Here is a 12,384-nt window from a genome sequence, read left to right on the forward strand (position 1 = left end):
ATGCGTACAAAGAATGTTAGCTTCAAATGGGTACTGTACGTTGCAGCGATCTTGATCTGTCTGTTTCTGACGCTACCGTTGCTGATAATTATCCTGACCTCCTTTGGTGCCGGCACTTCCAGTGTGTTTCCGCCCAAAGGCTTCTCTACCGAATGGTACAGTCATTTGGCGTCACAGAAGCAGTTCGGTCAGGCGTTTGTTAACAGTCTGATTGCCTCCAGCGGTGCAACCCTGCTTGCTTTGGTTGGGGGGACTTTGGCGGCCATGGCGATTCTGTATTATCCCTTCCCGGGCAGCGGCGTTCTGAAGGCCTTCTTCATGTCGCCGATGGTCGTTCCGAAGATTACACTGGGCGTTGCCTATTTGATTCTGTTCTCCAAAATGCATATCGCAGGCGGCTTATTCGCACTGATCTTAGGCGAAGCGGTCACAGTGTTTCCTTTTGTGATTTCTATCGTCGGCAGTGCGCTGGCGAACCTGAAGCCTGCGGATCGTGAGGCCGCTGCCGATCTTGGCGCCAAGCCGCTAAGAGTTTTCTTCACCGTTACCTTGCCGCAGTTGAAGATCAGCTTGCTCATGGCCGGTGCGATTTCGTTTGTCTTTACTTTCGATCAGGTGGAAACCGCGTTGCTCATTTTACGTCAGGGTAGTTATACCTTGCCGATTCAGCTGTTTATTTATATGGAAAAATGGCAGGACCCTACCATCGCCGTTGTGTCTGTCATGATGATTGTATTTGCTCTGCTGCTCTTCTTTGGCATCAAGGTCGCGCTGAAATCAGCGCCGGCCATGGAGAAAATGCTGGGCAAAAAGTAGAAACGGCTTTGCCGTCCTCTAAGGGACGACATCCGTTTCAGCGAGAAATATAAGGATGATTTATAGCGTAAAACATATAAATTCTTATATTTTTAAAAATAGGAGGTTGTTCCCTTGAGTGATGTCGTCATTGCCAACCGCAGCCGGGCAGCGGCCTATATGGAGCGTCACGGCTTGGCTGCTCTCATTGCAACCACACCGGAGAATGTAGCTTATACGATTGGCTCACAGCTTCGCGCGACCAATTGGACGATGCAGATTTATGCGGTCATGCCAAAAAATCCAGAGCAGCGTCCTTGCATTATTATCCCGACAAACCGGCTTGGCGTGATTGCCCAGATGGGCATTTCAGGTGCGGACCTCTACGTCTACAGCGATTTCTTTGTGGAAGGGTCCATTGCAGGTAAGCCTTCAACGCCTGATATTGATCTCTTCTATGACCTGCTGCAGACAACTCCATCCTATGCGACTCCTTTTGCAGCGTTGGAGGCGGCTCTAACACAGCTGGGCATTAAAGGACAACCAGTTGGCGTCGATGAGATGCGGATGGCTCCGGATATTTATAGCAAGCTGACTGAACTGCTACCGAGTGGTGGAGCGTTCCCGGCGTATGCTCTGTTCCGGCAAATCCGCGGGGTGAAGACAGAGGCCGAGATTGCCCTGTTGAAAAAAGCTGCGGCGCTGAACGAGCAGGCAGAAAGCGAGCTGATTGCGATGATCGCCGCAGGCGTTCATGAAGCGGATATAGCACAGCATTATCGTCTTGCCGCTGTGAAGGGTAAAGCCGTTCCGGCAATGACCGCTGTGGGTGCCGGTCCACGCAGCGCCTTGCCGCTAATCGAAAATTATTTTCACACCATTGCACCGGGAGATCTCGTCCGCTTCGATCTTTGTCTGCAACTAGGCGGGTATTGGGCCGATACCGGACGTACGGCCGTATTGGGTGAGCCGACGGAGTGGCAACGGAACCATTTTCATTACGTTAAGACCGGCTGGGAACGGGCACTCGACATGATCAGACCTGGTGTCAAAGCCTCCGAGGTGTTCGAAGCGGCGCTGACTACTGTGCAAAAGGAAGGGATTCCGCATTACCGCCGTCAGCATGTAGGCCATGCGATTGGTTTGGAACTCTACGATGGTATAACGTTATCGCCAGGCGATCATAGTGTGCTTGAGAAGGGAATGGTCCTTTGCGTAGAGGTGCCATATTATGAGCTGGGTGCGGGTGGATTCCAGATTGAGGATACCGTTGTTGTGACAGAGGATGGTTTCGAATTTATTACTCACATGGAGCGTAGGCTGTATCAACAGTAGTAAAGGCACAAAGCATGAATTAATCAACGAAGGATAGATGTAATGGGAATACAGCAAGGAACAAGAGAATTTAAACACAGCAGTCTAGCGTTGTTCGCTGGCGGTTTCAGTACATTCGCACTTCTTTATTGTCTCCAGCCTATAATCCCTGAGTTAACCTTGGATTTCAACATTACGCCTACTCTGGCGAGCCTGGCGATGTCGGTTACGACAATTGCTATGGCGCTTACGATGCTGTTCGTCGGTGCACTGTCGGATGCATGGGGAAGAAAAACGATCATGACCGCGTCGCTGGCGGCAGCTTCAGTAATTACGGTGGCCTTCTCTTTTAGTACCAGCTTCAACATGCTTTTGCTGTTACGTATCGTACAGGGTATTGTGCTTGCAGGCTTGCCTGCTATTGCGATGACCTATTTGTCGGAGGAGATGGATAAGAATAGTCTCGGCTATGCCATGGGCTTATACATAAGCGGAAATGCGATTGGTGGCATGGCTGGGAGGATTATAAGCGGGCTGTTAACTGACTGGTTCAATTGGCGCGTGGCGACAACAGTGCTGGGAAGTCTCAGTATACTGGCTTCAATCGTGTTTTGGCTGACCATTCCGGCATCCCGGAACTTTGTGAAGCGTAAGTTAGAGCTAAGCAAACTGGTGCCGCTGCTCTGGACGCAGCTCGTTAACGTGAGGCTGTTATGTCTGTACGGTTTGGGATTTTTGTTCATGGGCGGATTTGTGACGTTGTTCAACTATATCGGGTTTGAGCTGCTAGGGGCACCTTATAATCTAAGTCAGTCTTTGGTAGGTAGTATTTTTGTCGTATATATCATGGGTTCGATTAGCTCGACCTGGATGGGCAGAATGGCCGACCGATATGGACGGATTCCGATCATGCTGGCAGCCTTGGGTATTTTTTTGAGCGGTGCATTACTTACCGGCTGTGGAAGCTTAGTATTTAAAATACTTGGGATTACGTTGTTCGTGTTCGGTTTCTTTGGTGGCCATTCGATTGCCAGCAGTTGGGTCGGACTGGTGTCCAAGGAACATAAATCGCAAGCCAATTCATTGTATCTGTTCTTCTACTATGTAGGCTCCAGTCTGAGCGGTACAGGCGGCGGTCTGCTGTATCATGAATTCGGCTGGTCTGGTATTATTGGCTTGATCGCAGTGTATGTCGTTATCGGAGTTCTGTTATGTGGCGTTCTTAAACGGCTGGGAGCTGGGGACAACAGCATTTCTACTCTAAGTGGTTGACATCGATGTCAGAATTCACATATACTGTCTGTATTCTAATATACGATATACGTTGAAAGAGCCCAGTAGCAGCTTAGTCCCTGTCACAGAAAGCCGGGGGTGATGGAACCCGGTATACACTAAGCCTGTCGAATTACACTCTGGAGTATCTCGGGTAATGCCGAGCGGAATGGCGATCGATACTTCGCTAAGAGTGGCAGCATTGGTGTGCGTTAGCACAGGTATCCATCGCTGCAAGCTGGGTGGTAACACGGTTATTGAATCGTCCCTATGTCTACAATAGACAAGGGGCGATTTTTTTTTTTTCGTGGAATCATGTTTGGATACTAGATAACTATGACTGAGGAGTGGAATGATTTGAATATTATTGACGAATTGGAATGGCGCGACGCCATCAATCAACAGACGGATGCCGAGGGACTGCGGGAACTGACGAATCAAAAAGCAGTCTCGCTGTACTGTGGGGTAGACCCAACGGGTGACAGTATGCATATTGGTCACTTGATTCCGTTCATGGTGCTCAAACGTTTTCAGCTAGCTGGACACCGTCCGGTGATTCTGATTGGCGGAGCTACAGGAACGATTGGTGATCCAAGCGGCCGGCAAAGCGAGCGTTCCCTGCAGACGCTGGAGCAAATCCAGGACAATGTGAATGCACTGGCGGCTCAATTGAAGAAGCTGTTCATCACCGAAGGCGACAATCAGATGCGTATGGTGAACAACTACGATTGGACCCATAAGATCAATGTTATTGAATTCCTGCGTGATTATGGTAAAAACTTCAGCATCAACTCGATGCTGGCGAAGGATGTTGTGGCGAGCCGTCTGGAGAGCGGGATCTCTTTTACAGAGTTCTCTTACCAGATTCTGCAATCACTAGATTACCTGCACCTGTTCCAGAATGAGGATGTGCAGCTGCAAATCGGCGGTTCCGACCAGTGGGGGAATATTACAAGCGGTCTGGATCTGATCCGTAGAAAAGAAGGCTCTGAATCTAAAGCGTTCGGTCTTACGATTCCGCTGATGCTGAAATCAGATGGCACCAAATTCGGTAAATCAGCCGGTGGAGCGATCTGGCTTGATCCGAATAAAACAACGCCTTTCGAATTCTACCAATTCTGGGCAAACACTGACGACCGCGATGTCGTGAAATACCTGAAATACTTCACCTTCCTCTCTAAAGAGCAGATTGACGAACTGGCTGAAAAGGTACAGACCGAGCCGCATAAACGTGAAGCACAAAAAGCATTGGCTGAGGAAATGACGAGATTCGTTCATAGCGAAGAATTGCTGGAGCAAGCAAAACGCATTACAGCGGCGTTGTTCAGCGGGGACATTAAATCACTAACGGCCGATGAGATCGAGCAGGGCTTCAAAGAAATGCCGACATTTGAAGCGACACAAGAGTCGAAGAACATTGTCGATTGGCTTGTGGATCTCGGTATTGAGCCGTCCAAACGTCAAGCGCGCGAAGACATTACGAAGGGTGCGATCTCGCTGAATGGCGAGCGCGTAACCGATGTAGCGTTCGAAGTAACGGCAGATCAGGCGATCGGCGGCCGTTTTATCATCATCCGTAAGGGTAAGAAGAACTACAGCCTGGTGAAATTGTCTTAGTAGCTTGTATCCCGATTGCTGGTACGTCAAGATTTCGAATCTCGATGTGCCAGCAATTGTTATATAAGGAGAGTGTAATGCTAACCTATCTGAATAATTCTGACACAGCTGTTGTTGTTGTTCATGAGATTTATGGGATAAATGAGCATATGACCAACACCTGCCAAGCGCTATTTGAACAGCTGCTGGTCGATGTATACTGCCCCGATTTGCTGAATGTAGAACGGTCTTTTCGTTATGATGAAGAAAAATTAGCTTATGGGCATTTTGTTCACAACGTAGGTTTTAAAAAGGCCTTTCCGCAGATTAAAAGCCTAATTGGCCAAATCAGAGAACAATATCAGGCAGTGTTAGTACTCGGCTTCAGCGTGGGAGCAACTACCGCGTGGTTGTGCACGGAAGAAGAAGGCTTATGTGATGGAGTCATAGGCTACTACGGTTCACGGATTAGAGATTACACGGATATTGATCCTACATGCCCGGTCTTGTTATTTTTCCCTAAAGAGGAACAATCATTTAATGTTGAAGAACTAAGTTCGGCATTGCGTAAGAAAAATAACGTGCGTGTTGAAGTTTTAGGCCCTAAACATGGATTCAGCGATCCTGGTTCGAGCCATTATTGCCAGGAGTCAGCGCTCAAAGCTAATAATGAAATGATTGAATTTATAAAGGCGCTTCAGAGTTAAGACTCTGAGGTGTTTTTTTGAGTACAATCAAGCCGAATACGCTTCAGATAAAGATGCTGGCAGGACCTGCTATAGAGTAGGCTTACTAATGGGAGGCATCGAATTGTAACTTTGTGAAAATAGTAGTGCTCTCCCTGTATAGCTCCAAGGTACCTGGGCACATAGCATTATAGAAGGCACTCCCAGGATCAGATAGAATAGATTTATGCCTATGACCTGAGGAGGACTACTTTGAACCTGAATGAAGCTAATCGCAAACGGCTGGAAAGCTTGATATTGGAACATCATTTGACACATGCCGCGCCCTATTTGTTGCAAAATACGAGACAAACCATTAGCTGCACTAAGGCTGTTGCTGAAGACTATACCACGCCAGGCATGTCCAGAATCGGGGGAGACCCGGATCTCTCACCTCATATAGAGTGGCCTTTAACGACAGATGGAGTGCCGATGACCTTTTTAACACAACTAAACCTCAAAGAATGCGCCCGATATGACGAGTCGTCATTGCTCCCGGGAGAAGGGATGCTTTATTTTTTCGTAGGCTTGGATGAGCCGGCGTACAATATTGAGCATCGTGTGCTTTTTGTGCGGGAAGATCAGCTTGCTGGTGCAGAGCGGCGTGTAGCTCCCGAAACGACGGTGCTGGAAGAAGAGTTCAACGGCTATCAGCTTGAAATCAAAGCCTCGCTTGAAGCACCGAATTACGCTTATGTCGATAGCGACCAAGTTGAGAACGAGACGGTGGATTATGAGGAGTATGAGGATTTTAGTTATGCGCTCAGCGACCGTCAGAGCAGCGAAGTAGTGCGGATGTTCGGTTATCCGATTGGCCAGCATGATGATGCGGAATATGAAGCGGCGTTGATGCTGCTGACCGGTGAGGAATACAACTATAGTAAAAAAGATGCGCTGGCCCAGATCACTGATCATTTTGGCGGAGATGAGGCAGCAGCTATGCAAGAAATTCAGGATACACTTATGTTACTTGAACTGGAATCGGATAACGATGTGGGCTTCTGCTGGTGGGATGCCGGGTTACTGCACTTTTTTATCCGCAAGGAGGATTTATTGGCAGGGAATTTTGAGCGTACATATTGTTCGCTTTATTCTAGTTAACAGCAGGAGGACAATTGAATTATGACTGATGTTATAGATGAGCAAAAGGACTTTGGCTTCGCAAGAGTTTACGGCATTGAACTGAAATACAGCAAGAAGCCGAAGCTGGACAGAGATTTGCTGTATGCGAAAATGGAAGCCTACACGGGTCAAGTCGAACAGTCGGCAACCGGGGACAACAAAGATCCCAAGCTTGCCGTATGGGAGGCTAATGAAGCTGAAGAGAAGGAAATGCTACACTTTTTCCATTTGAATTATCAGGTTCAATATACAGATGGGGCGATTCCCGCTCAGACCAGTCTGATGGAAGTGGACCACCGTTCGGCTGATCAATATGCGACAGCTATTCAGCAAGCTTGGCATTGGCCGGAGGCAGCGCAGGCGCTGGAGGGCTGCCACTACTCGTTGATGCTGACAGACTTGATGAGCTCCGGATTGGAGCCAAAGGCCAGATTGCAGCTTTTAACTGGGACGCTCAGGGCTATCCTGGAAACGGCACCTTGCGAGGCTATCTATTTTCGGGAGAGCGATAAGCTGGTGGAACCCGGGGCCTATCTAGCTGCGGTGGAACAGGGTGCGATTCTGTATGGGGCGATGAATATACGTTTCTACAATGTGGAGGGCACCGGAAGCGGACGGCGGGAAGGTCTGATGGATTCGCTGGGACTTGCCGCGCTCGGAATACCTGATGTGCAGTGTCATTTCTACGATCTCGAGCCAGGTGAAGTAGCTGGACAGTTAACGGATATCGCTTATTATCTGTTCGATCAGGGAGACATTATTGACGATGGGGAGACGATTGGTTTCACCGAAGAGATGCGCTGGCGCTGTGAGCACCAGTACGCACTGGCCGCGCCGCATCGGGTCGTGCTGGACATTGATCCGGGAGAGCCTTATTACGCTGGAAGACAGGGGCATGCGGAGTAGTAGGCAAGAGGATTAAACATAAGATATATGGAATAGAGGGGGAGACCCCTCTTTTTGCGCTGTTGGGAAAGGGGGTATTAGCCCTTGATGATGGCCCGGTACACAAATTTTGGGAGGGCGGATTGTCTGCGCCAGCGTGATTTTTGACCTTTTACAACGGGGACAGTCAGTAATCTATGTAGCCACTCCAGATTGAGAGTCTTCCAGACTCTCGGGGTAGGGTTTACTTTTCCGGCAATGACGTCCAGACTTCCCCCAACGCCAAAAACCACCTTAACTTGATTGAGTTCTTGCTTATGCTTATAGATCCATTTGTCGGAGTAAGGTGCCCCCATCGCAATAATAAGTATATCCGGCTTGGTGTGCTGTATGTTCTCAAGGATGCCAGCTTCTTCTTCACTGTTGAAAAAGCCATTATGCCGCCCTGCAATTTTAACATTTGGGTAACGCCTGTTGATTGCTTCAACAGCTTTACGGTTTGTCTCCTCGTCCGTCCCCAGAAAAAAGAAGCTCCAACCCAATGCATTTCCTTGTTCCAAGAGCCGAAGCAGCAGATCATAACCGGTTACTCTTTCAGAAATAGGCTGCCCTTTTCTTTTGGACGCAATCACAATGCCAATCCCATCCGGAGTAATTAAATCAGCCTCTCTTACGATGGTTTGAAGTGCAGTATCTGTTTGATGGGTTATTGTAATTTCCGGGTTGGCTGTGATTAGATGATACAGATGGGGCTGTTCCTTTTGGATATGTCTAGCTAGTTGTTGTGTAGTTTCATCAAGAGTTAGTTTGGAGAAAGGGACACCTAATATATTCACTGTGCCTTCCATATAATCACCTTCCATTGAAGAGTATAGAAAGATTGTAACATATTAGAGCTTTTGAGACTGTATCTTTGCTATTTACCGTCGTACCTTCTCCCTTATCAAATCCATCATTAGCGATCTCGAAGCTGGAAGATACTCCTCTTTTCGAAGCTGAAGTAGACCAACCGGAATCGCAGAATCATTCATTTCGATCCCTATTTTAACGACCCCCTCAGGTAAACGCGTTGACTCCAGAACCACACCAACAACGTCCAACTCCCGCACGAAACCTGGAATGGCAGAGATTTGGCCCACGGTATTTAGGAATGGTGCTTTGTCGAAACGGGATAACTCTCTGGAAAATCGTAAAAAATATAAGCAGGTGTGTCCACCAGCTATAAGGGGATAGTCCAGCAGATCTGCGAAGGATAGATCCGCTTTTTTGGCTAAAGGGTGGTTGGCAGGAACAATAAAGGACATTTTTTCTTCATACAGCGGTTCAAAGTGAAAAGAGGATAAGTCTGCTGGCTCGCCGCAAAAGGCGAAATCCAGTTCCTTGTGCAGCAGTGCCTGTGACAGGAAATCGGTATTCCCGATGATGATGTTGCACGCAATCCGGGGCTTACGCTCCCTGAATTGGCGTAGTACGCCAGGTAGCACATGACTAGCTAAGGATTCCAGCCCACCGATGGTTAAGGTTCCAATTTCATCTTGTTGCAAGGCTCTGGCTTGCTCCGCAGCATAATTCCAGTGCTGGATCAGCTTATCGACCTCTGAAGCGAACATGACTCCGGCCTCCGTTAACTCCGCTTCCCATCCTCGTTTAAAGAGCTGGATACCGAGTTCTTTCTCCAACCGCTGAATCTGATTCGTAATGGTGGATTGTGCGTAGTTCAATTTTGCCGCCGCTTTGGCAAAGGTTCCCTCTTGAATAATAGTGTGAAACGCAGTGAGTTCTCTTAGATCCATGGTTGGCGCCTCCATCTATATTTTAAAACAAGAATATCAGTTTATTCAATTATATAGATGGAGATAGAAGTTGTACAATGGAGACACCCCACAAAAGGAGCGAAAATGCACATGCCATTTATTCGAGTAAGCTACCAGGAAGGGCAGTACAAGCCTGAGGAATTGCCTTTGATCAGCGAAGTGATCATGGAAGGTCTGGTGGAACATTTTAATGTGCCGGAAGATGACTTTTTTCAAGTATTTCATGCCCATAAGCCTTATGAATTTTACTACAACCGGAATTATCTGAATGTCGAGCGGAGTGATCGGCTGTTGTATATTCAGGTTACTTTGAAGTCGGGCAGAAGCACTGCGCAGAAGACGGGTTTTTATAAAAGCTTGGCTGAAAATTTGGCGAGCAAAGTGAATATTAGACAAGATGATGTCTTTGCAATCTTAGTTGAAACGGAGTTCGAGGATTGGACGTTTGGCAACGGTATTGCACAGATGATCCAAACCCAGGAGAATCGGAAGGAGGGTGGCTTGGCATGAAGCATCCCCTTATAAAATCGACTGCGCGGGACTCTTTTGGCGAGATCGCCCCTGCTTTTGTCCAATATTCCGAAGATGTCCTCTTCGGGGATGTATGGAGAAGAACAGAGCTGGCACTTCGTGAGCGCAGTCTGATTACCGTCGCTGCCTTGATTGCCGGAGGACAATCGGAGCAGTTGCCTTATCATCTCCGGCTAGCCCGGGAGAATGGTCTCACAGAAGGCGAGCTAGTCGAAGCGATAACCCATCTTGCCTTTTATGCAGGATGGCCGCGGGCCGCTACGGCGCTACAGATTGCGAAGGAAGTGTTTGGGGAATGAAGTAGAGGGTGTCTCAAAGCCAGGGGCTTTGGGACATCCTCTTCTCTTTTTGTGAGATGTTGGAAGGAAACTGGTGGCTGGGTGGAAAGATTTCATTTGGTGGTAGATAGCTGGTAGTTGATAACTGATGGCTCTTGGTGGCTAGCTAGTAATGGGGAGTAGATAGCTGTTTGAGTGATGCGTGGCATGGAATGTGGAATGAGACAAGCGGTGGGGAGTAGCTGAGAGGTGCTCTAGAGTATGAGCTCTATTTTGAAGGTGGTTGTAGTAGGTGGGGGGGAGAATGGCAGACGGCTGAAGAAGAAGGAGGAAGGAAGAAGTAAGAAGGAAGAAAGAAGAAAGAAGAAAGGGGGAGGCCGTAGTTGGTGCTGGATAGTTGATGACTAAATACTTTTAAACAAACAAATCTAACCAAGCAACACTAACCAAAAAACACTAACTAAGCAACACTAACTAAGCAACACTAACTAAGCAACACTAACTAAGCAACACTAACTAAGCAACACTAACCAAAAAACACTAACTAAGCAACACTAACTTAGCAACTCTAAGCAAACAGCCCTATCTAAACAGCTCTACCTAAATATATGCCGAACGCTGGCAGTTGGGGTATCGAAATAAGAGCGATTTTGTACCTTAATTTTACTCAAAACAGCATTATCAGGGAATTAAGTGCAATATTGTACTCTACTTTCTCAGATATAACCTCTTTTCAAGCCATGTAGCAGAATTAACATACATTTTTGCCCTTAATTAGCATTTGAACGAAATATACGAGGAATTAACGTACATTTTTGCTCTTAATTCTTACTTTACACCAACACATTCAAATCAACGAGGTTATGCCTCTCAATTGAACGGTCCCCCAGGGCGCTTTAGGGCGCCTTATGCTTGAGAGACCGTTACATAGTTAGATTTTCGTACAAATTTGGCGCGCTAAACGCAGCAATCAGCACTATCCCCAGCAGTAAGTTTGCAGATTAAGCTCCGAGTAGCCGGGTAGGCCAACTACAAGCCTGCCGCAAAAGTAGCAACTAGCACTTCCTCCTGCATCAAGCCAACCGCTAGTGCTACAATCAACACTTTCCCCCTGTATCAAGCCAACCGCTAACGCAGCAACCAGCACTTCCCCCTGCATCAAGCCAACCGCTAACGCAGCAACTAGCACTTCCCCAGCATCAAGCCAACCGTAAACGCAGCAATCAGCACTTCCCCAGCATCAAGCCAACCGCAAACGCAGCAATCAGCACTTCCCCCTGTATCAAGCCTACCACTTACGCCGCAAGCAGCGCTTTAGCCTGCTGTTTACCTGCTGCAAGCAGGCTGTCACTCAATTCGGCATCGTTGACGGAACGAGCCAGTACAACCGTGCCAACCATGGTACTGAGCAGCGCACTGCCGACGGACTTGTCTACCTCTGCAATATTGGAGATAAAGTCAATCATTCGCGCCAGCTCCTGGGTGAAGATGTGCCGGACCTCTTCCGAGGCGCGGGATATTTCGCTGGAAAGAGCGGGCAGAATACAGCCCATCTCTGTCCGGTCGCGGTGATGCTGGCTTAGATAATAATGAATAACCGCATGAATTTTAGGGTTTTGCGTTTCCTCATCGGCAGCTTTTTGCAAAAGCGCAATCGTATCACTGATGGCATACCGGCAGACTTCGGCCACCAATTGTTCTTTATTTTCAAAGTGTGAGTAGAACCCTCCATGGGTTAGTCCGGCCCCTTTCATAATGAAGGGAACACTGATCTCACGGATGCCATGGGTGCGAAAAGCCTGGGCTGCACTTTCGATGATTTTGCCGCGAACCTTTAACTTATGTCCTTCGGGATAAGGCATGGCCATCACTCCGTTGTTAAATATAAATGAATTCTTAAAATATTATAATCATCATAATAAAAGGTGTCAAATTGTCTTAACAGGCCTACCTTTTATGAAATAACAATAAACTGGGCTATTGACGATTCTAAAATATGATGATAATAATATATTACGATCATAATATTTTAAAAATAAAGGATTGGGGGTT

General features: G+C 47.6%; 12 protein-coding genes. 9 read left to right on the forward strand and 3 right to left on the reverse strand.

Going from position 1 to position 12,384, the window contains the following annotated elements; translation table 11 throughout:
• The 7 genes from HPT30_RS09950 to HPT30_RS09980 all read left to right on the forward strand — a co-directional run bounded on the left by HPT30_RS09950 (position 1) and on the right by HPT30_RS09980 (position 7,730).
• On the forward strand, positions 1-816 hold the full coding sequence (locus HPT30_RS09950; protein ID WP_175371243.1) for an ABC transporter permease: 816 nt from the start codon (positions 1-3) through the stop codon (positions 814-816).
• A 114-nt stretch (positions 817-930) separates the two neighbouring features.
• Positions 931-2,130: a M24 family metallopeptidase gene (locus tag HPT30_RS09955; RefSeq protein ID WP_175371244.1), complete on the forward strand. Its 1,200-nt coding sequence runs from the start codon at positions 931-933 to the stop codon at positions 2,128-2,130.
• 42 nt (positions 2,131-2,172) lie between these two features.
• Entirely contained in the window at positions 2,173-3,381 is a 1,209-nt protein-coding gene (locus HPT30_RS09960) for an MFS transporter (protein ID WP_175371245.1), read from the forward strand.
• Between the two features lie 357 nt (positions 3,382-3,738).
• A complete protein-coding gene (gene tyrS, locus HPT30_RS09965) occupies positions 3,739-4,998 on the forward strand; it encodes a tyrosine--tRNA ligase (RefSeq protein WP_175371246.1) in 1,260 nt (419 codons plus the stop codon).
• Between the two features lie 77 nt (positions 4,999-5,075).
• A complete protein-coding gene (locus tag HPT30_RS09970; protein ID WP_175371247.1) occupies positions 5,076-5,684 on the forward strand; it encodes a dienelactone hydrolase family protein in 609 nt (202 codons plus the stop codon).
• Positions 5,685-5,915: 231 nt separating this feature from the next.
• Entirely contained in the window at positions 5,916-6,803 is an 888-nt protein-coding gene (locus HPT30_RS09975) for a YwqG family protein (RefSeq protein WP_175371248.1), read from the forward strand.
• Positions 6,804-6,824: 21 nt separating this feature from the next.
• On the forward strand, positions 6,825-7,730 hold the full coding sequence (locus HPT30_RS09980; RefSeq protein WP_175371249.1) for a DUF4261 domain-containing protein: 906 nt from the start codon (positions 6,825-6,827) through the stop codon (positions 7,728-7,730).
• A 77-nt stretch (positions 7,731-7,807) separates the two neighbouring features.
• On the opposite strand, the gene HPT30_RS09985 is transcribed toward HPT30_RS09980, so the two are convergent.
• Both HPT30_RS09985 and HPT30_RS09990 read right to left on the reverse strand, forming a co-directional pair.
• Positions 7,808-8,557, reverse strand: coding sequence for a WecB/TagA/CpsF family glycosyltransferase (locus tag HPT30_RS09985; protein ID WP_175371250.1), 750 nt, complete (start codon positions 8,555-8,557; stop codon positions 7,808-7,810).
• A 72-nt stretch (positions 8,558-8,629) separates the two neighbouring features.
• The gene (locus HPT30_RS09990; RefSeq protein ID WP_175371251.1) at positions 8,630-9,502 is read right to left on the reverse strand and encodes a LysR family transcriptional regulator; all 873 of its coding nucleotides are present in this window, start codon (positions 9,500-9,502) and stop codon (positions 8,630-8,632) included.
• A gap of 111 nt (positions 9,503-9,613) precedes the next feature.
• On the opposite strand from HPT30_RS09990, the gene HPT30_RS09995 reads away from it, so the two are divergent.
• Complete coding sequence (locus tag HPT30_RS09995; RefSeq protein ID WP_175371252.1) at positions 9,614-10,033, forward strand: tautomerase family protein; 420 nt, start codon at positions 9,614-9,616, stop codon at positions 10,031-10,033.
• A complete protein-coding gene (locus HPT30_RS10000; protein ID WP_175371253.1) occupies positions 10,030-10,353 on the forward strand; it encodes a carboxymuconolactone decarboxylase family protein in 324 nt (107 codons plus the stop codon). The genes HPT30_RS09995 and HPT30_RS10000 overlap by 4 nt, the downstream gene beginning before the upstream one ends.
• Positions 10,354-11,627: 1,274 nt before the next feature.
• Here the strand turns inward: HPT30_RS10000 and HPT30_RS10005 are convergent.
• Positions 11,628-12,194 carry a TetR/AcrR family transcriptional regulator gene (locus HPT30_RS10005; RefSeq protein ID WP_175371254.1) on the reverse strand — a complete coding sequence of 189 codons (567 nt, stop codon included), beginning with the start codon at positions 12,192-12,194 and terminating at the stop codon, positions 11,628-11,630.
• Positions 12,195-12,384 lie beyond the last annotated feature (190 nt).

The sequence above is a fragment of the Paenibacillus agri genome (assembly GCF_013359945.1).
In the GTDB taxonomy this organism is placed as follows: domain Bacteria; phylum Bacillota; class Bacilli; order Paenibacillales; family Paenibacillaceae; genus Paenibacillus_AQ; species Paenibacillus_AQ agri.